At 68.7% G+C, this 18,730-nt stretch carries 23 protein-coding genes; 13 read left to right on the forward strand and 10 right to left on the reverse strand.

Annotated elements, in window-relative coordinates:
• Positions 1 to 81: 81 nt before the first annotated feature.
• Positions 82 to 975 carry a kinase gene (locus tag ASD79_RS16715; RefSeq protein WP_056723605.1) on the reverse strand — a complete coding sequence of 298 codons (894 nt, stop codon included), beginning with the start codon at positions 973 to 975 and terminating at the stop codon, positions 82 to 84.
• Positions 976 to 1,042: 67 nt separating this feature from the next.
• Positions 1,043 to 2,062 carry a 2'-deoxycytidine 5'-triphosphate deaminase gene (locus tag ASD79_RS16720; RefSeq protein WP_056723608.1) on the reverse strand — a complete coding sequence of 340 codons (1,020 nt, stop codon included), beginning with the start codon at positions 2,060 to 2,062 and terminating at the stop codon, positions 1,043 to 1,045.
• Between the two features lie 273 nt (positions 2,063 to 2,335).
• Here ASD79_RS16720 and metZ point away from each other — a divergent pair, with 273 nt between their 5' ends.
• From metZ to ASD79_RS16750, 6 genes are all read left to right on the forward strand, one after another.
• Positions 2,336 to 3,520, forward strand: a complete 1,185-nt coding sequence (gene metZ / locus ASD79_RS16725; protein WP_056723611.1) for an O-succinylhomoserine sulfhydrylase — start codon at positions 2,336 to 2,338, stop codon at positions 3,518 to 3,520.
• On the forward strand, positions 3,501 to 3,965 hold the full coding sequence (gene apaG, locus ASD79_RS16730) for a Co2+/Mg2+ efflux protein ApaG (protein WP_056723613.1): 465 nt from the start codon (positions 3,501 to 3,503) through the stop codon (positions 3,963 to 3,965). Before metZ ends, apaG begins: the two co-directional genes overlap by 20 nt.
• 77 nt (positions 3,966 to 4,042) lie before the next feature.
• Positions 4,043 to 4,423 (forward strand): hypothetical protein, encoded by a 381-nt coding sequence (locus tag ASD79_RS16735; protein WP_056723615.1) that lies wholly within the window; start codon positions 4,043 to 4,045, stop codon positions 4,421 to 4,423.
• Between the two features lie 106 nt (positions 4,424 to 4,529).
• Positions 4,530 to 5,183 (forward strand): hypothetical protein, encoded by a 654-nt coding sequence (locus tag ASD79_RS16740; RefSeq protein ID WP_056723618.1) that lies wholly within the window; start codon positions 4,530 to 4,532, stop codon positions 5,181 to 5,183.
• A gap of 9 nt (positions 5,184 to 5,192) precedes the next feature.
• Positions 5,193 to 5,846, forward strand: a complete 654-nt coding sequence (locus ASD79_RS16745) for a hypothetical protein (RefSeq protein ID WP_056723620.1) — start codon at positions 5,193 to 5,195, stop codon at positions 5,844 to 5,846.
• A gap of 40 nt (positions 5,847 to 5,886) precedes the next feature.
• Entirely contained in the window at positions 5,887 to 6,537 is a 651-nt protein-coding gene (locus ASD79_RS16750) for a hypothetical protein (RefSeq protein ID WP_056723622.1), read from the forward strand.
• 141 nt (positions 6,538 to 6,678) lie between these two features.
• Here ASD79_RS16750 and ASD79_RS16755 read toward each other — a convergent pair whose 3' ends face one another.
• From ASD79_RS16755 to ASD79_RS16780, 6 genes are all read right to left on the reverse strand, one after another.
• Positions 6,679 to 7,602: an Hsp33 family molecular chaperone gene (locus tag ASD79_RS16755; protein WP_056723624.1), complete on the reverse strand. Its 924-nt coding sequence runs from the start codon at positions 7,600 to 7,602 to the stop codon at positions 6,679 to 6,681.
• 181 nt (positions 7,603 to 7,783) lie between these two features.
• Positions 7,784 to 8,023, reverse strand: a complete 240-nt coding sequence (locus tag ASD79_RS16760; RefSeq protein ID WP_056723626.1) for a DUF2164 domain-containing protein — start codon at positions 8,021 to 8,023, stop codon at positions 7,784 to 7,786.
• A gap of 1 nt (position 8,024) precedes the next feature.
• Entirely contained in the window at positions 8,025 to 8,960 is a 936-nt protein-coding gene (gene argF, locus ASD79_RS16765; protein ID WP_056723627.1) for an ornithine carbamoyltransferase, read from the reverse strand.
• A 122-nt stretch (positions 8,961 to 9,082) separates the two neighbouring features.
• Positions 9,083 to 10,300 carry an aspartate aminotransferase family protein gene (locus ASD79_RS16770; RefSeq protein ID WP_082584993.1) on the reverse strand — a complete coding sequence of 406 codons (1,218 nt, stop codon included), beginning with the start codon at positions 10,298 to 10,300 and terminating at the stop codon, positions 9,083 to 9,085.
• A gap of 153 nt (positions 10,301 to 10,453) precedes the next feature.
• Complete coding sequence (locus ASD79_RS16775) at positions 10,454 to 10,978, reverse strand: hypothetical protein (RefSeq protein ID WP_056723631.1); 525 nt, start codon at positions 10,976 to 10,978, stop codon at positions 10,454 to 10,456.
• Positions 10,979 to 11,614, reverse strand: a complete 636-nt coding sequence (locus tag ASD79_RS16780) for a TetR/AcrR family transcriptional regulator (RefSeq protein ID WP_056723633.1) — start codon at positions 11,612 to 11,614, stop codon at positions 10,979 to 10,981.
• Positions 11,615 to 11,749: 135 nt separating this feature from the next.
• Between ASD79_RS16780 and ASD79_RS16785 the strand changes: the two genes are divergently transcribed.
• Positions 11,750 to 12,175 (forward strand): YbaY family lipoprotein, encoded by a 426-nt coding sequence (locus tag ASD79_RS16785; protein WP_056723635.1) that lies wholly within the window; start codon positions 11,750 to 11,752, stop codon positions 12,173 to 12,175.
• A 51-nt stretch (positions 12,176 to 12,226) separates the two neighbouring features.
• Here ASD79_RS16785 and ASD79_RS16790 read toward each other — a convergent pair whose 3' ends face one another.
• Positions 12,227 to 13,048: an ABC transporter permease gene (locus ASD79_RS16790; RefSeq protein WP_056723636.1), complete on the reverse strand. Its 822-nt coding sequence runs from the start codon at positions 13,046 to 13,048 to the stop codon at positions 12,227 to 12,229.
• Between the two features lie 245 nt (positions 13,049 to 13,293).
• Here ASD79_RS16790 and ASD79_RS16795 point away from each other — a divergent pair, with 245 nt between their 5' ends.
• Entirely contained in the window at positions 13,294 to 13,812 is a 519-nt protein-coding gene (locus ASD79_RS16795; RefSeq protein ID WP_056723639.1) for a GcrA family cell cycle regulator, read from the forward strand.
• Between the two features lie 175 nt (positions 13,813 to 13,987).
• Positions 13,988 to 14,494 (forward strand): STM3941 family protein, encoded by a 507-nt coding sequence (locus tag ASD79_RS16800; protein WP_056723642.1) that lies wholly within the window; start codon positions 13,988 to 13,990, stop codon positions 14,492 to 14,494.
• Between the two features lie 226 nt (positions 14,495 to 14,720).
• On the opposite strand, the gene ASD79_RS16805 is transcribed toward ASD79_RS16800, so the two are convergent.
• Positions 14,721 to 15,062, reverse strand: coding sequence for a hypothetical protein (locus ASD79_RS16805; protein ID WP_162252376.1), 342 nt, complete (start codon positions 15,060 to 15,062; stop codon positions 14,721 to 14,723).
• 127 nt (positions 15,063 to 15,189) lie between these two features.
• Between ASD79_RS16805 and xseA the strand changes: the two genes are divergently transcribed.
• From xseA to ASD79_RS16825, 4 genes are all read left to right on the forward strand, one after another.
• Positions 15,190 to 16,773 carry an exodeoxyribonuclease VII large subunit gene (gene xseA, locus ASD79_RS16810; RefSeq protein ID WP_056723647.1) on the forward strand — a complete coding sequence of 528 codons (1,584 nt, stop codon included), beginning with the start codon at positions 15,190 to 15,192 and terminating at the stop codon, positions 16,771 to 16,773.
• A gap of 177 nt (positions 16,774 to 16,950) precedes the next feature.
• Positions 16,951 to 17,172: a DUF2093 domain-containing protein gene (locus tag ASD79_RS16815; RefSeq protein WP_056723649.1), complete on the forward strand. Its 222-nt coding sequence runs from the start codon at positions 16,951 to 16,953 to the stop codon at positions 17,170 to 17,172.
• Positions 17,173 to 17,279: 107 nt separating this feature from the next.
• Positions 17,280 to 18,020: a M23 family metallopeptidase gene (locus ASD79_RS16820; protein ID WP_056723651.1), complete on the forward strand. Its 741-nt coding sequence runs from the start codon at positions 17,280 to 17,282 to the stop codon at positions 18,018 to 18,020.
• A 101-nt stretch (positions 18,021 to 18,121) separates the two neighbouring features.
• Positions 18,122 to 18,625, forward strand: a complete 504-nt coding sequence (locus tag ASD79_RS16825) for a response regulator (RefSeq protein ID WP_056723652.1) — start codon at positions 18,122 to 18,124, stop codon at positions 18,623 to 18,625.
• Positions 18,626 to 18,730 lie beyond the last annotated feature (105 nt).

Consider the following 18,730-nt stretch of genomic DNA (forward strand, 5'->3'; position numbering starts at 1 on the left):
GGGGAAACTAGCACTAGTGGGACCCCATTTGAGGCCCCACCACATCTAGTGCGACGCCGTGACGCGCGACCGAATGGCCGGTCAGGCGATCGACGAACGACGGTCGCGGTCCAGGCGGACGACGATATCGGCGCGGGCCGGCATTTCGCGGGCGATGTGGCGGGTCAGGCGCTCGTAGTGCTGGACGAAGGCGGCGACCTGGGCGTCGTCCATGGCGCGGGCGCTCCCCTGCCCGCCCCCCTGCCTGGGCGCCGCCAGCCGGTCGCGCAGCTTGCGCTCCTGCTCCTGGCGCCAGGCGAGCACGGTCTCGAAATCGGGGGCCACGAACTGGATCAGCAGGTCGAGGCGCGCGAACAGCGTCCTGTAGGGCCCGGCCAGGGCGGCGTTGACATGGGCCCGCCAGGCGCCGTCCTTGTCGCTTTCGCGCTCGAGCGTGTTGACGGGCTTGCGCAGGGCCGCCTCCGGTTCCGGACGGGCGCCGACGCACCAGCCCTCGAACAGCACGATGTCGACCGGCCCTTCGACCACCGGCCAGCTTTCGACGGGCGCGCGGGTGTCGGTCGCCTTGTCGAAGCGCGGTATCGCCGTCGCCCCGTCGCTCGCCAGGCCGTCCAGCACCGCCAGGCCCAGGGCGACGTCGTGCGTGCCGGGCGCGCCGCGCGTCCGCAGCAGGGGATGGACGTCGCGCGCCAGGGCCTCGCGGGCCTCGATCGGCAGGTAGAGGTCGTCCAGCGACAGCGTCGCCACCCGCAGCCCCCGCTGCTCCAGCAGCCGGCGCACGACCAGGACGGCCGTCGACTTGCCGCTGCCCTGCGGTCCGCAGATCCCGACCACGAAGGCCGGCCCCATGGCCACCGCCGCGATGCGGGCGGCCAGCGGCGCGTGCAGGGTCTCGACCTCGGCGGCGAAGCCGGGCGGCAGGGCTTCGTCGCGGAGCAAGGCGGCCAGCCAGTCGGGATCCAGTGTCGTCGTCATGATTCCCTTATGCCAGGGAATGGCGACAAGCCGACGGATGAGAGCGCCCCGGCCAAGTCCACGAACCCTAGCGCCACGCCTTGAAATGCTTGGACAATTTCAGCCCCTGGCGCTGGTAGTGCGAACCGCCCTCGCCATAGAGGCGGTCCGGTCGGGCGGTCAGGGGCTCATAGACCAGCCGGGCGACGATCTGGCCGTCCTCCAGCAGGAACGGGGTCTCGTGGCTGCGCACCTCGAGCACGCCCTTGGAGCCGACGGCGCCGGCCTCCTCGGTGCCGAATCCGGGGTCGAAGAAGCCGGCGTAGTGGACGCGGAACTCGCCGACCGACGGGTCGATCGGGGTCATTTCGGCCGCTTCCATCACCGGGATCTGGATGTCGTCCTTGGAAGCCAGGATGTAGAACTCGCCCGGGTCGAGCAGCAGTTCGCCGTGGCGGGTCTCCAGTGGCTCCCAGAAGTCGCGCGGGTCGTGGCCGTCCTCGTGGTCCAGGTCGACGACCCCGGCGTGGCGGCGGCCGCGGAAACCGACGACGCCGGTGGTCAGGTCGACGCCGACGCTCTTGATCGCCAGCTTGGCCGGTTCGCCACGCTTGAGGCGCAGCTGGTTCAGCCGGGTGCCGGCCCGCACCAGCACCGAGAAGGTCTGCGGCGCGATCTCGATGAACAGCGGCCCTTCATAGCCGGCCTCGACGTCGTCGAAGGCCTTGCTGTGGTCGGTCAGCAGGCGGACAAACACGTCCACCCGACCGGTCGAGCTCTTGGGATTGCCGCGCGCCGCCACATTGGCCGGCAGGGCCAGGCTCTCCTGGATCTGGGCGATGTAGACGCAGCCCTTTTCCAGCACCGCGCCCTTGGTCAGGTCCAGCTCGTGCATCGCAACATCTTTGAGGCGCTCGGGCACGCGGCGGGCCACGCCGGGCAGGAACGAGGCCCGCACCCGCCAGCACCGCGCGCCCAGGCGCAGGTCAAGGCTGGCCGGCTGCACCTGGTCGGTGTCGAACGGGGTCTGCGAGGTGATCGCCTCTTGCGCGATCAGGTCCTCGATGGATTGGCAGGGCAGAATCCCCGCTGCGTGGGCGTCGGTCATCGGGGCGACACTCGCTAAACGCCGCCTGGAAGGCAAGGCTTGGACGCCGTCCGTCGCCGTACAACTCGCCTTTGGCAATTCTAATGTTGAAATAAGGTTCGCGCGGCTTGACCCTGGGTTCCGCAAAACCCTTTATGCCGGCCGTTTCTAGAGCGTGGCAGCCGAAAGTGGATGCCGGTTTCGGCGCCGGCCACGCTCCAATGTTTGTAAAGAGAGCCTGTTTATCCGTTTCTCCGAAACGGACAGGCTCTCGCGTCGAAGAGAAGGACCGCCATGGCCGAGGACCCGAAGGACTGGGACGTCGCCACCAAGCTGATCCGTGGCGGCCTGGCGCGCTCGCAATATATGGAGACCGCCGAGGCGCTCTACCTGACCCAGGGCTTCACCTATGACACCGCCGAGGGCGCCGACCGCCGGTTCTCGGGCGAGGACCCGGGCTTCGTCTATTCGCGGTTCAACAACCCGACCGTGAAGATGTTCGAGGACCGCCTGGCGCTGCTGGAAGGCGCCGAGGTCTGCCGCGCCACCGCCACCGGCATGGCCGCCGTCCATGCGTCGCTGATGGGCCTGGTCCGGGCCGGCGACCATGTGGTGGCCGGCCAGGCGCTGTTCGGCTCGTGCCGCTGGCTGGTGGCCGAATGGCTGCCGCGCTTCGGCGTCGAGACCACCTTCGTCGACGCCACCGACCCCAAGGCCTGGGAGGCGGCGATCCGCCCCAACACCAAGGCCGTACTGATCGAGACGCCTTCGAATCCGGTGCTGGAGATCACCGACATCGCCGCGGTGGCGCAGATGGCCCACGCGGTCGGCGCCAAGGTCATCGTCGACAACGTCTTCGCCACCCCGATCTTCCAGCAGCCGCTGCAGCTGGGCGCCGACATCGTGGTCTATTCGGCCACCAAGCACATCGACGGCCAGGGCCGGGTGCTGGGCGGGGCGATCTTGACCAGCGAGGCGATCAACGAGGAATTCTACCGCGACGCCCTGCGCCACACCGGCCCATCGATGTCGCCGTTCAACGCCTGGGTGATGGTCAAGGGCCTGGAGACCCTGGACCTGCGCGTCCGCCGCCAGACCGACACCTGCGCCGCCCTGGCCGACGTCATCGGCGAGCACAGGAAGACCCGGCAGGTGCTCTACCCCTTCCGCCACGACCACCCGGGCCACAACGTCGCCAAGAAGCAGATGAGCGGCGGCGGAACCGTGCTGGCCCTCGACCTCGGCTCGCGCGAAGCGGCGTTCAAGTTCCTCAACGCGCTGGAGATCGTCGACATCTCCAACAATCTGGGCGACGCCAAGTCGATGGCCACCCACCCGCCGACCACCACCCACCGCTCGGTGCCCGAGGAGATGCGCCCGTCGCTGGGCGTGGTCGAGGGTGGCGTGCGCCTGTCGGTCGGCCTCGAAAGCCTGTCGGACCTGACCCGAGACGTGACCCGTGCGCTCGATCAGGCGTGAGTCCTCCCCCCCGCTGAAGCGGATCCGTCGCCGTCGCGGCGCGGATACGGGTATCTATGAAGCGCGCACCCGCGACGTCGTGGTGCGCGTCTCGCCGGTGTTCCAGCCGGAGGAGTCCGCGCCCGAGGAAGGCCTGTGGATGTGGGCCTATACCGTGGAGATCGAGAACCACGGGATCGAGACCGTGCAACTGATCGCCCGCTCCTGGACCATCACCGACGGCCTCAACCGCAGCAGCGAGGTCGAAGGCTCCGGCGTGGTCGGCGAGCAACCGGAGCTGCGGCCCCGCGAAGCGTTCCGCTATGTCAGCAACTGCCCGCTGCCGACCCCGTCGGGCGCCATGGTCGGGCATTTCCAGATGATGACCGAGGCCGGCGAGGTGTTCGACGCCGCGATCCCGGAATTCTCGCTGCACCTGCCGGGCGCGGCGCGACGGGTGAACTGAGCCCGCGCGCGGCTTGGTTGCATTGTCGGGACAACTGAGCGACGGTCCCTGCTTTCGGCGAGCGGGGGGACGGCGAAATGGCGACCTACACGATCACGGTCCGCAACCAGAGCAGCCAATCGAAGAGCTATGTCGTCTTCATGGCGCCGCCCCCGGCAAGGGGACTGGACAGCGGGCAGCCGCCCTACGCCAACGTCTGGGCGTCTCTCGATAATGTCACGGGCGGTTCCTACGACAGCGTGGTCTACGCGGAGGCTGACGTCATGCCCGGCAGCCTCGCCGCCCCCGGGCCGGCGCCCAGCTTCTATGTGTCGGAAGACGACGACGCGCCCGGCCAGGTGATCGACCCGTCCCAGGCTTCGGACACCGCCGTGGTCGATTTCACCGGGCGGCCACAGACCTCGGCGACGGTGACCCACGGCGCCGATGGCGGCTTCCTGGTCCAGTACAACGGATGAGCGGCCTGCTCCGGCCGTCCTGAACGGCCAAGCGTCGCTGTAGCGTTGCATTCGCCCAATAATTGTTGGACCTCTCCTACACAACCTCGCGCAGGAGGCTTCGGCCATGACCACCCACACGCTGCAGATCTTCAACCAAAGCGGCTTGTCCAAGAGCTACGTCATCTTCATGGAGCCGCCGCTCACCTCGACGGGCGGCGACGTGCCGCAGGCCTTCACGAATGCCTGGATGACGTTCGACAGCATCACCAACGGCGGCTTCGACAGCATCACTTTCGACGACGCGGTCTATGCCTACTGGGGCACGACGCCGGACACGTGCGGGCCGGGCACGATCGTGACCAACGGCGGCGTCGCCACGGTCGACCTGTCGCAGCAGGACGAAGTCGCCTTCAGCGGCGGGCCGCCGACGGGTTTCGGGCCGGTGACGCCGGGCAAGGCGCAGACCGGTTCGTTCAGGATCGTGGCTGGAGCGGACTTCACCCCCGCCGCCGGCCACGTGTTCGGCTGGGCCAAAGGCGCCGCCACCCCGATTCCCGTCCCCGTGTCGACCGTCCTGGCCGTACCGAACATGACCTACGAGATCACGCCGGTCCTCAACAAGTTCTACGTCTCGGAAGGCGAGCACAGCCCGGGCGAGGTGATCGACACTTCGATGAACACGAACTTCGTCATGGTCGACTTCACGGGGCTGCCGCAGACCACGGCGACGGTGATCCAGAGCGCCAATGGCACATACAACGTCCAGTACAGCAACTGAGGGCTGGCCATGGCGATCCTGACAATCGAGATCTTGAACGACAGCGGCGCGGCGCGAAGCTACGCGGTGTTCAGCGCCCCGCCGGAGGTGAGGTTCGAAAACCGTCCCGTGAAGGCCCATCCCTGCGCCTGGCTGGTCTTCGACCAGACGCCGGCCGGCGGTCGCGTGACCTCGACCTTCAGCGAAAGCGTCTACGCCTTCCTGAACTGGCCCGCGTCCCTGGCCCCGGGGGTCGTGGTGCAGGACAACAGCTACGTCTCGGCCGACCCCCGGGCCCGCGACTGGATTCCCGTCGTCCAGGAGCGCGACCATTTCGCTTTCGGCGAGACCATCCAGGACAGGTCGGCCTACGGGACGTTTTCGCTGATGACGGACGAGCACGTCACGGCCCAGAACCAGGTCGTGCTCGGCGTCGCCAAGTTCGGCGACAGTTCACTGGCGGTCCCGATCGCCTGTTTCGTCGGCCAGCCGCACGGCCTCTTCGAGATCAAACCAGTCCTGAAGTTCCATGTCGTCGAGGGAACCTATGCCCGCGGCGAGGTGATCGGGCTGGACGGGCCAGGCGACGGAGCCGTCGTCGACTTCACCGGCAAGGGCGACGTCAAGGCTGTCGTGACCCATCACGCCGACGGGACCTACACCGTGCAATACGGCCCGAACTGACCCTTCCACCTGGCGACGCGCCGAGGCCAGCGAGGCGAGCATGGCGATCTGGACAATCGAGGTTCTGAACGACAGCGGCGGGGTCAAGAGCTATGCAGTGCTCGCCGCGCCGCCCGAGGTGACCCAGGGGGGCCGCCCCGTGCCGGTTCATTCCACCGCCTGGATTCCGTTCGACTATGTCGAGCCCGGCGACCGCGGGACCGCGACCTTCAGCGAGGCCGTCTACGCCCTCTTCACCTGGCCGGTGACCCTGGCGCCGAAGGTCGTGGTGCCGCGCGGCTTCACGCAGGCGGTCAACCCCGTGGCCCGGGACCTGATCACCATCAAGGAGATGGGGCGCCGGAGCATGTCCGCCGTCCCCACGCCGGGCGCGGCGCCGCCAGACTCCTTCTCGATCTTCACCGAAGCCGACTTCCCGGCCGACGGCCCGGTGGTGCTTGGCATGTCCAAGCTGGGCGCCCACCGGTCGCCGGCGCCGGTCGCCGCCTTCGCCGCCCAGCCGCACCTGACCTTCGACATCAAGCCCGGGGCCAGGTTCCATGTCGTCGAAGGTCGCTACGTGCGCGGCAAGGTGATCGACATCGCCCGCACGCCCAACGCCGTTATCGACTTCGCCGGCAGGGAGAAGGCCGTCGCGACCGTGACCCAGGGGGCCGACGGCGCGTTCACGGTCGTCTACGGCCAGGGCTGATCGGCATTCAGCGCTCCGGGCTGCTCGATCGCTCCCCGAACTTTCCCTTTAATATCCGTCATTCCCGCCCTTGTGGCGGGAATGACGACAAAAAGGGGATCAAGTGTCATAGCCCTCCCCCAAGGGAAGAGCGCCCGCCCCTCAGCCCGCCGCCGCTTCCGGCGCCAGGGCATAGACCCGCGAGCAGTATTCGCAGGTCACGTGGATCTTGCCGTCGGGCTCGACCATCTCGGCGACCTCCTCGGCGGTGAACGAGCCCAGCACGCCGGCGATGCGGTCTTCCGAGCAGCGGCAGAAGGCGCGCAGCGGCTTCTCCTCGATCAGCCGCACGCCGTCCTCGTTGAACAGCCGCCACAGCAGCAGCGTCGTCGGCACCGTCGGGTCGATCAGTTCGTCCTCGCCGGTGGTCTCGAACAGGGCCTGGGCGTGGGTCCAGGCGTCCTCGGTGTCGCCGCGCGCCGCGTCGCCGGCGATCGACTGGATCAGGATGCCGCCGGCCCGCCATTTCAGGCCCTCGCCGGTGTCGGCCTGGCCGACGGCCAGGCGCACCCGGGTCGGGGTCTGTTCGGACTGGGCGAAATACTGCTCGGCGCACAGGGCCAGGGTCTCGCCCTCGATCGGGGTGATGCCCTGGTAACGGTCCATGTCCGCGCCCTGGTCGACGGTCATCATGAAGGTGCCGCCGCCCAGCAGGGTCCGGGCTCCGGGCCGCACGAAACCTTCCGACACCTTGGCCACCGCCTCGGGGTCGAACCGGCAATAGCCGCGCAGGCCGCCGCTGGTGTCGTAGTCGACGACCACGTAGCGCACCGGGCCGTCGCCCTGGGCCTGGATGATCAGCCGGCCCTCGAACTTCAGGCTGGAGCCGACCAGCGCCGCCAGGACGCAGGCCTCGCCCAGCAGGTTGGCGACGGGCTCGGGATAGTCGTGACGGGTCAGCACCTCGTCGACGGCGCCGCCCAGGCGCACGATCCGGCCGCGCACGGGCAGGCCCTCGATCTGGAAGGCGGAAACGATGTCGTCGGGGGCGGGCTCGGGGGCGGTGTGTGCGGCGATGTCGGTCATGGGGCGGTTAGATAGGAGGTTCCAGGGAAAATGCGAGCCCCCAAGTCCTCCCCCTGTGGGGGAGGTGTCGGCGAAGCCGACGGTGGGGGGAGTGATAGGACATCGACCACATCCAAGATCAACGGTCCTAAAACTCCCCCCACCGGTCGCTGCGCGACCGCCTCCCCCACAGGGGGAGGACTCAATCCACGAACGGCTTCTCGATCTCGTAGACGGCGTCTTCCAGCTTGTCGCGGAACAGCTGCTGGGCGTCCTGGACGCCCTGGTTGTAGTAGTACGGCCCCATCTGCTCGGAGATGAAATCCAGCAGGAAACCGGCCTGCAGCGGGCTGGCCTCGCAGTCGAGTTCGCGGTCCAGATAGCGCGTCAGCCTGTCGAGCAAGGCGTCGCGCTTCTGCTTGTTGAACTCGATCTTGGCCATGCTACCCGATCGCCCCGAAGCACCAGGCCAGCACCGACTTCTGGGCGTGGATGCGGTTCTCCGCCTCGTCCCAGGCCAGCGAGCGCGGGCCGTCGAGCACGCTGTCGGTGACCTCCTCGCCGCGATGGGCCGGCAGGCAGTGCAGGAAGACGCCGTCCGGGGCCGACAGGTCCATCAACGCGTCGTCGACCTGATAGGGCTCCAGCGCCGCCAGTCGCTCGTCGTGGTCGGTGTCGCCCATCGACACCCAGGTATCGGCCACCACCACGTCGGCGCCGCGCACGGCCTCCCTGGCGTCGTCGGTCATGGTGATCTGGCCCTGCAGGTCGGCGGCGCGGGCCAGGTCGACCAGGTCGGGGTGATAGACCGCCGGGCAGGCGATCTTCAGCTTGAAGCCCAGCAGCGGCGCGGCGTGGATGAAGCTGGAGCAGACGTTGTTGCCGTCGCCGACCCAGGCGATGGTCTTGCCGCCCACGTCGCCGCGATGCTCTTCGATGGTCAGCAGGTCGGCCATGATCTGGCACGGGTGGCTCTTGTCGGTCAGGCCGTTGATCACCGGCACGGTAGAGACCTGGGCGAAACGTTCGACGTCGGCGTGGCTGTTGGCGCGGATCATCACCGCGTCGACCATCCGCGACAGCACCTTGGCGGTGTCCTCGATGGTCTCGCCGCGGCCCAGCTGCATGTCGTTGGACGTCGAGATGATGCCGCTGCCGCCCAGCTGGCGGATCGCCGCGTCGAACGAGAAACGGGTGCGGGTCGAGTTCTTCTGGAAGATCATCGCCAGCACGCGATCGCGGGCCGGGGCGTCGGCGTCGACCTTGCCCTTCGGCCAGCCCGCGCGGGCGGCCTTGCGAGCCTTGGCGTCCTCGAGCATGGCGCGCAAGCTGGGCCCGTCGAGCTTCCACAGGTCGATGAAGTGCCGGGGGGTGGTCATCTTGGGCCACGTTTCGGGATGCCGCCCTCGTCCTTCGACGGGCTCAGGATGAGGGCGAATGACAGTCCAAGTTTCCTCACCCTGAGCTTGTCGAAGGGCGAGGAAACGGTTGCGAAGGTTCTCTAGGCCGCGACCTTCGCCCGAGCGGCCTCGCAGGCCTTTTCGAGCTTGGCGATGGCTTCGGAGGCTTCCTCGACGGTGAGGTTCAGCGGCGGCAGCAGGCGCACGCAGTTGTCGCCGCCCCCGGCCACCAGCAGCTTCTCGTCGCGGGCCAGGACCATGAACTCGCGATTGTTCGGGATCAGCTTGATGCCGATGAGGAAGCCCTTGCCGCGGATGTCGACGATGACGTCCGGGAAGCGGTCCTTCAGGCCGTTCAGCTGCTGGGTGAAGTAGCCGGCGACCTGTTTGACGTTGTCGAGGATCTCGGGGGTGTTGATCGTGTCGAACGCCGCCTTGCCCACGGCCATGGCCAGCGGGTTGCCGCCGAAGGTCGAGCCGTGGACGCCCACGGTCATGCCCTTGGCCGCCTCGGCGGTGGCCAGGCACGCGCCGACCGGGAAGCCGCCGCCCAGGGCCTTGGCGATGCACATGATGTCCGGCGCGGCGTCGCTGGCCCACTCGTAGGCGAACAGCTTGCCGGTCCGGCCCATGCCGCATTGCACTTCGTCGTAGATCAGCAGCACGCCGGCCTCGCGGGTCAGCTGGCGCAGCTCGTTCAGCTGGGCCTCGGTCATGGCCCGAGCCCCGCCCTCGCCCTGCACCGGCTCGATGATCACCGCCGCCGTGGTCGGGTTGGCCACCGCGGCCTTGATGGCCTCGATGTCGCCGAAGGTCAGCTGGGTGTAGCCCGGCAGGCGCGGGCCGAAGCCCTCGACATAGCTGGGATTGCCCGAGGCGTTGACGGCGGCGTAGGAGCGGCCGTGGAACGAGCCGTCGAAGCCGAAGATCTCGATCCGCTCGGGCTGGCCGTTGGCGGTGTGGTACTTGCGGGCCGTCTTCAGGGCGCACTCGATCGCCTCGGTGCCCGAATTGGTGAAGAACACCACGTCGGCGAAGCTGTTGGCGCACAGCTTGTCGGCCAACTCTTCCTGCTCCGGAATCCGGTAGATGTTGGAGACGTGCCAGAGCTTCTCGCCCTGGGTCTTCAGCGCCTCGACCAGCACGGGGTGGGCGTGGCCCAGGCCGTCGGTGGCGATGCCCGCCACGCAGTCCAGATAGACGTCGCCGTCGGTCGAGAACAGGCGCGCGCCTCGGCCTTTCTCGAACGCCAACGGGGCGCGATTGTAGACGCCCATGATGTGCTGTTGCGAGGGGTTAGACGGCGTCGAACTGCTCAAGACGGCCTCCCAAAAAGGAAAGAAGCCCCCACGCTTGGAGCGTGGGGACCGGAAGGCTCAGCGTTGTCGGCGCGTAGGCTGGCTCTGTCAACAAACCGGCCGTGAATTTTGGGTGTCAGGGCGTGGAAGCCACACTGTTTCCGGTCACATCCCTCAAGCTTGGCCCGGCGGCGGCCCCGCGAACATCCGGCCGGCCACTTCGGGCACGTAGAAGGCGTGGTAGCGGGCCGCGCCTTCCGGCGGCAGCACCTCGACCAGGGCGCGGTTCTCGATCCACAGTTCGACCAGGTCGAACACCCCGCCGCGGTCGCAGTGCACGGCCCGCCAGCCCTTGGCCTGGCCCAGGGCGATGATCTGGTCCGCCGACAGGCTGGAGGTGATGGCCACGTGGTAGCCGCTGGCGTCCTGCGGGTCGCCGTCCTGGCGGATCTGGGTCTCCCACGGCATGACCGTCGGCCCGTCGGCGACGCGGCCGTCGGAAACGCCCTGGCCCGGATGGTGGGCGCTGGTCTCGGGAACCACCTCGACGCCCAGGCCCGAGCCGTCATGGGCGATGGCCACCCAGGCGCCCTCGACCACCGGGAACGGCATCACCATGCCGTCGATGATCTTGCCGAACACCTCGGCGACGCCCCTGGGGTCGCGGGCGGGAATTGAGAAATGCGCGATCATGGCCATTCAGGCCCCCTCTTCTTCGATGTGGTCGGCGGCGATGGGCGCGGAACCCCGGCGCTTCAAGGCGGCCAGCAGAGCGTCGGTGGCCCAGGCGACGGCGTCCGCCGCCGGTGGGCCGGCCAGGTCCCACTGCTCGCGCAGGGACAGCCAGGCGTAGCCGGAATAGAGCAGCTGCAGCATGGCGGCGGCCTTGGCCCGCTCGCCCTCCGGCAGGTCGGGCGCGGCCTGGGCCACCACCGCCAGGAAGGCTTGGCGGCGTTCGGGATCCAGGCTGGCCCGGGCGGCCCGCCCCTGGGCCGTGGTCAGGCGGGCGGTGATGTGGGCCGGCGCGGCGTCGAAACTGGCCAGCAGCGGCGCGATCCTGGCCCGCAGGTCCTCGACCGTCTCCGGCAGGCCGGCATTGACGCCCGCCTGCCGATTGAGGTGCGCCCACAGGGCCCGCAGCAGCAGTTCGCGGCTGGGGAAGTGGCGATAGACGGTCACCTCGGTGACTTGGGCGCGTTCGGCGACGGCGCGGTTGGTCGGCTCCTGACCGCCGCCCTCGTCCATCAAGGCGGCCATGGCCGACAGGATCCGGACCTTGGTGGCCTCGGACTGATCGCGCCGCAGGGACGAGTTGTATGAGCGAACGGTGTTCATGATGTAATCATGTATTACATCAATTAGTGCATTACAACATGAAATGAGCGAAACCGTCGCCGACTTGCGTCCCGAACCCGCTACAGCCTAGGCTTGTGGCGCTCGGGGGAGCCAACGTCGTTCAGGAGACCGCCGATGAAGATCCTCGCCCCCGCCCTGCTCTCGCTCACGGTTCTGACCGCCTGCGCGACGCCGTCCTCCACGCCCTCCGCGCCGACGATGGCGGAACCCGCCGCGGCCGTGACGGGCGCGGTGTTCTGGCGCGAACGGATCATGCTGCCGCCGACCACCAAGGTGATCGTGCGCCTGCAGGACGTCAGCCTGGCCGACGCGCCCGCCAAGCTGATCGCCGAACAGGTGATCGACGGCGTGCGCGTGCCGCCCGCCAAGTTCAGCCTGGCCTACGACCCGGCGACGATCGCGCCGAACGCCCGGATTTCGGTCTCGGCCCGCGTGGAGGTGGACGGCAAGCTGCGCTTCATCAGCGACACCCACATCCCGGTGATCAACGGCGGCCCGACGGAGGGCGTCCCGGTGCTGGTGGTTGGGGTCGCGCAATAGCGTTCGTTCCGCTCATCCTGGCGAATGCCGGGATGAGCGGATTTGTAAGTCTCAGCTCTTCAGCCGATACCCGCTGCGGAATAGCGCCCAGCACCACAGGAACAGCCCGACCGACAACGCGGCCGTCACCGCCACGCCGATCGCGATCGAGCCGTCGGCGTGGCCGATGAAGCCGTAGCGGAAGCCGTCGATCAGATAGAAGAACGGGTTGAAGTGGCTGGCCGTGCGGAACGGCTCGGGCAGCCTGTCGACCAGGTAGAAGGTGCCCGACAGGAAGGTCATCGGCATGATCACGAAGTTGGTCACCGCCGCCAGCTGGTCGAACTTCTCGGCCCACAGGCCGGCCAGCACGCCCGTCAGGCCCAGGATGAACGACGCGCCGATCGCGAAGTAGAAGATCGCCCACAGGTGCGAGACCTGCAGGCCCGCGCCCGGCAGCACGCCGATCACCAGGGCGGTGACCGCCCCGACCACCACGCCGCGCGTCGCCGCCCCCAGGCCGAACGCCGCCACCTGCTCCAGCGGCGACAGCGGCGGCGTCAGGAAGTCCGGCGTCAGCCCCATCATCTTGGCCTGGATCAGGGATGACGAGGCGTTGGCGAAGGCGTTGTTGAGAATGGCCATCATGATCAGGCCCGGGGCCACGAAATGGCCGAAGCTGATGTCGCCCACCGCCGGGCGGCTGGGCCCCACGGCGACCACGAACACCAGCATGTAGAGCAGCGTCGTCACCACCGGGGCGGCCACGGTCTGGGTGCCCACCTTCCAGAAGCGGCGGATCTCGCGCTGATAGAGGGTGAAGAACCCGCTCCAGTTCCAGCCGTGATAGTCGCGCGGCTGCGGGGGGATGACGGCGTCCGTCATGTCTTTCATGTGCTTGGGTCCTGAAACGCCCTCGCCATGTGCGCCCGAGGCCGCCCCGGCGCAAGCGCCGCCCCGACAGAATCAATATCTAGTTCCTGTGGACAGACACCCTGGCGCCTATTGTGTGTTTTAACGTATTCTTTACACTATCTGGTAGGCCAACCGCCGGCGGGGCGGTTCGTATACCAGATGTAGAGGCTATGGCGAGTCTGGGGTGACCCGCCATGGACCTTTTTAAAAGGCGGAGATGGGTCATGAGCTGGACAGACGAACGGGTCACCACCTTGAAGAAGCTCTGGCTGGACGGTCTGTCCGCCAGTCAGATCGCCAAACAGCTCGGCGGCGTGACGCGCAACGCCGTGATCGGCAAGGTCCACCGGTTGGGCCTGTCGGGCCGCGCCGCGCCGTCGCAACCCGCGCGCCCGGCCTTCAAGGCCCCGCGTCCGGCCCGTCCGGCCGCCACGACAATGCCCTCGGCTCCGCGCCGGGTGATCGCCGCGGAACCGGCCTCGCTGCCGAGCGTCGCCGCCCAGCCCTCGGTCCCGGCCTTCCGCGACGAGCAACCGGGTTCGGCCACCGTGCTGACCCTGGGCGCCCACATGTGCAAGTGGCCGATCGGCGATCCGTCGACCGACGGCTTCACCTTCTGCGGCCGCCGCTCGTCGGACGGTCCGTACTGCAACGAACACGCTCGGGTCGCCTACCAGCCCCAGCAGACCAAGAAGAAGTCGGGCCCGACCGAACTGGCCCGCTCGCTGCGCCGGTATATCTAGGTCGCCAGACACTTTTCTCGACGAACGCGATCCCGGACGGCCGAGAGGTTGTCCGGGATTTCGTGTGTCTGAGGCGTTCCAGGCTATAGGCTGGCCGCCCACGCCCAGGTTGACAGGGCCACACTGGAGCTTCGAGGATGTCGCCGCGCCACGGGGCGCGCGAGGGAGTACGCACATGGCGTCCTGGCGAGACATCAGCGTTCCCGAGCGGTTCACGACGATCAAGGGCTCGCGCGGCAAGACCTTGCTCTACCTCGCGATCAGCCTGGGTTTCGTCGCGATCGGAACCTTCCTGTTCCGCGCGCCCGGCCAGACGACGATCGCCTGGCTCTGCACCGGGTTCTTCGCGATGTGCGCCGTGGTGTTCGCCTGGCTGCTCGTTCATCCCCACACCCTGACCCTGGATGAGCGCGGCTTCACGCTGAGCGGCGGCATGGTTCGCGCGCCCAAGACGATCTCCTGGCGCGATATCGAAGGCTTCTTCGTCTACCGGCTGCCCAAGGGCGGCAAGATGATCGGCTACAATTTCGCGCCCGGCGTCAGGAAGGACACGGTGATGGCCAAGATCGTGCGCGGCCTCGCCGCCGACGGCGCCCTGCCCAAGGGCTGGTCGGAATCGCCCGACGAGATGGCGCAAACCCTCAACGCCTATCGGGCCCGGGCCTTGTCGGCGAGGCGCTGACGACAAATCACATGAAGCCCTCGCCCCTCCTGTTCGCCCTGTTGTTGTGGACGCCGGCCCTTGCCTGGGCCAAGGCGCCCGCCACCTCGACCCCGCCCCGGCGGCGGGATCGCGTGGAACGCCTTCGGCTCCACCTCGATGGAGACCTACCGGGCCGGGCCCGAGGCCGATCGGCTCGCCTGCTATCGAAGCTGAAATAGCCCAACGGGTTCCGGAGCCTGCGCCCCTATCGGCAAGCCTCGGGCGCGCGATCGTTGAGGCGCTGTTCCTTGACCGCGGCCATGAGGTTGGCTCCGACAAACAGGCACACCACGAGACACACGCCCGCCACCGCCAGGTTCAGGCGCTTACGATATCCGGCCCCGTACGCGACCGCGCCGACCCCATAGATCAGCAGGCCTGGAACGGCGAACATCATGACGCCGAGCGGTCCGTCGCAGTCCACCGCGTCGACGCCCCAGGCCTTGTACTCGTTCGGCGTCGCCACGCCGCTCATCAGCACGATCGGCAAGGCCGCGATCAAGGCGGCTATTCCAAGCCATTCGCGTCGGGTCGTCCTGTCGTTCATGCCGCCATCTGGCACGAGCACGAAGGTCGGGAAAAGGGTTGAAAGCGACCGCCCGCCCGACCGCGAGCGGCGGCGGGGGCGCACGCCCCATTTCGCCGCCCGCCCTATCCGTCCTAGATAGAACCCCATGACCGACGTCGCCCCCGATTCCAACGCGCCGGCCTATTCCGTCTCGGAACTGGCCTTCGCCCTGAAGCGCACGCTGGAAACCAGCTACGCCTTCGTGCGGCTGCGCGGCGAGCTCAGCAAGGTCACCCATCACGGCAACGGCCACGTCTATCTGACCCTCAAGGACGACAAATCGGCCATCGACGGCGTGGTCTGGAAGGGCAATGTGCGCGGTCTGGGCGTGCGCCCCGAGCACGGGCTGGAGGTGATCGTCACCGGCAAGATCACCACCTATCCGGCCGGTTCGCGCTACCAGATCGTCATCGAGACCATGGAGGCCGCCGGGGTCGGCGCCCTGCTCGCCCAGCTGGAGCGCCTGAAGGCCAAGCTCGCCGCCGAGGGCCTGTTCGCCCCCGACCGCAAGCGGCCCCTGCCCTCGATGCCGGCCGTGGTCGGGGTGATCACCAGCCCGACCGGGGCGGTGATCCGCGACATCCTGCATCGCATCCGCGACCGCTGGCCCTGCCAGGTGCTGGTTTGGCCCGTGGTCGTGCAGGGCGACGCCGCCGCCGGCCAGGTCAGCGCCGCCATCCGCGGCTTCAACGCCATCGCACCCGGCGGCGCCGTGCCGCGCCCCGACATCTTGATCGTCGCCCGGGGCGGCGGCTCGGTCGAGGACCTGTGGGCCTTCAACGACGAAGGCCTGGCCCGCACCGTGGCCGAGGGCACGATCCCGCTGATCTCGGCCGTGGGCCACGAGACCGACACCACCCTGATCGACTTCGTCTCCGACCGCCGCGCGCCCACCCCCACCGCCGCCGCCGAGATGGCGACGCCCGTGCTCAGCGAGCTGCGGGCCCTGGTCTCCGACTACGACCGCCGCCTGAGCAACAGCGGCGGCCGGGCGGTGGAGGAGCGGCGGACGCGCCTCACCAGCGCGGCGCGCGGCCTGCCCCGCCCCGCCGACCTGCTGGCCCTGGCCCAGCAGCGGCTGGACCTGGCGGTGCGCGGCCTGCCCCGTCTGGACGACCTGACCGCCCCCGCCGACCGCCGCTTCAAGGAGGTGGCCGCCCGCCTGGACGCGGCCTTGCAGCGCAACACCGACATCCACGCCCGCGACCTGCTGAAGGTCACCGCCCGCCTGTCGCCCGACACCCTGCATCGTCAGCGCGCCGACGCCGGCCGTCGGGTCGGCGACTTGCGCCGTCGCCTGGACCTGGCCGCGCGCCGCGTCCCGGAACGCATCGCCCAGCACGCCCGCCTGCCCGCCTTGCAGGACCGCCTGAACGCCGTCGCCCGTCGGCGGCTGGAGCGCGAGGGCGACCGCCTGGCCGGCCTGGAAAAGCTGCGCCAGTCGCTCAATCCTACGCGGCCATTGGAGTTGGGCTTCGCTCTCGTGCACAAGGCCGACGGCGGGATTGCTCGTTCGGCGTCCGAACTCGCGAGCGGTGAGCGAGTTCGATTGCAGTTCAAGCTCGGCGACCGCGACGCGGTCATCGACGGGGAGAGTTCCATGGCGATTTCACCGCCGGCGGCCCCGGCCCGTCCGGCGCCGAAACCCAAGGCCCCGCCGCCGCCGTCCAGCCAGGGCAGCCTTTTTTAATACCGCTCATCCCGGCGAATGCCGGGACCCAGATCCCATAGCGTTGGGGATGACTGGAAGGGCTCAGCACTCCTGGCGTCAGCCCCGGCGCCAATCCATCTGGGTCCCGGCCTTCGCCGGGATGAGCGGATGTTTGGGTATCTGGCCGGCCTCATCCAATTGGCGTAAAAGACCCGCATGAACGCGTTCGATCCCAATCTCGGCAAATCCGGCGGCCCGGCCGTCCTGCACTATGGCGACGGCGAGTTCGCCGTGATGAGCCCTGGCCACTATGTGCTGTGCGCCGTCACTGGCGCGAAAGTCTCGCTGGACGCCCTGCGCTACTGGAGCCCCGAGCTGCAGGAAGCCTATGCCGGTCCCGCCGAAGCCCTGAAGCGCTGGCAGGAGAGCCGGGGCTGAACCGGCGGGACGCGCTCGTCGGCCTGGGCGCGGGCCTGGCCGGCGCGCTTTCCCTCAAGTCCATCGCCAGCGCCGCCGCGCCGGGCCTGTCGCTGTCGGGCCGGTTCGTGCAGGGCGGCTTCGTGGTCGGCCGCACCGCGCCGCGCGCCACCGTGCTGCTGAACGGCGCCCCCGTCACCCAGGCCTCGGCGGCCGGCTGGTTCGTGATCGGCTTCGACCGCGACGCCCCGCCGCCGGCCCTGATCACCGTCGAGACCCCGGACGGCTCGGCCAGCCACCAGGCGACGATCGCCCCGGGCGACTTCGACATCCAGCGGATCGACGGCCTGGCCGGCGACCAGGTATCGCCCAGCGACCCGGCTCTGCTGGCCCGCATCGCCGCCGAGAACGCCCGCAAGAGCGCCGGCTTCGCCAGCCGCGTCGACGGCGACTTCTTCCGCGCCGGCTTCATCATGCCGGTCCAGGCCGTGCGGCGTTCGTCGCGGTTCGGCGGCCAGCGCATCCTGAACGGCCAGCCCAAGCGCCCGCACTACGGTGTCGACCTGGCCGCGCCGGTCGGTACGCCGGTGGTCGCGCCGGCGGCCGGGGTGGTCAGCTTCGCCGAGACCGGCTTGCACTTCGAGGGCGGGCTGATCCTGATCGACCACGGCCAGGGCCTGATCACCGCCTATCTGCACCTGTCGCGCGTCGCCGTGACCGCCGGCCAGTCGGTGACCCAGGGCCAGTTGATCGGCGCCGTCGGCAAGGAAGGCCGCGCCACCGGTCCCCACCTGTGCTGGCGGATGCGCTGGCGCGACCAGAACCTGGATCCGTCCCTGATGGTCGGCTTCACCCCGCCTCGCGTATAAAGCGAGTTTTGTTGGGTCAATTCCCCTCCCAGGGGATCGACAGCCCGTTAACTGTGAAGTATCCCCAGCCATCCCGTTTTTCGTGATGGAGGTCTGCCCGCATGTCCGCGGCGCTCGAACAGCTGCGCTTCCTGCTGGTGGACGACAACCATCACATGCGGGCGATCGTTTCGACGATCCTCAAGGGCGTTGGCGTTCGGCACGTGCACGAGGCGATGGACGGCGCCGAGGCCCTGCAGGTCGTGCGCGACCGCCAGGTCGACATCGCCATCGTCGACTTCAAGATGTCGCCGCTGGACGGCGTGCAGTTCACCCAGCTGGTGCGCAAGTCGCCCGACAGCGCCGACCCGTTCCTGCCGATCATCATGCTGACCGGCTTCGCCGAGCGTCACCGGGTGTTCGAGGCCCGCGACGCCGGGGTCACCGAGATCGTCGTCAAGCCGGTCACCGCCCGCTCGCTGCTCGACCGCATCAACACGGTGATCTTCAAGCCGCGCCCCTTCATCCGCACGGGCGACTATTTCGGCCCCTGCCGCCGGCGCCGCGACGACCCCCACTACAAGGGCCCGCACCGGCGCGCGTCGGAGCGGACGCTGGAGCTGTAGCGCCAACCCTGCGGCGCATCTCTGAACCCTCTCCCAGCGGGAGAGAGTGCGTGAGAGCGTGGACGCCCTTCGCATCCAGCAAAATCAATGGCTTGAAGTTTTTCG

It is taken from the genome of Caulobacter sp. Root655 (genome assembly GCF_001427665.1).
In the GTDB taxonomy this organism is placed as follows: Bacteria; Pseudomonadota; Alphaproteobacteria; order Caulobacterales; family Caulobacteraceae; genus Caulobacter.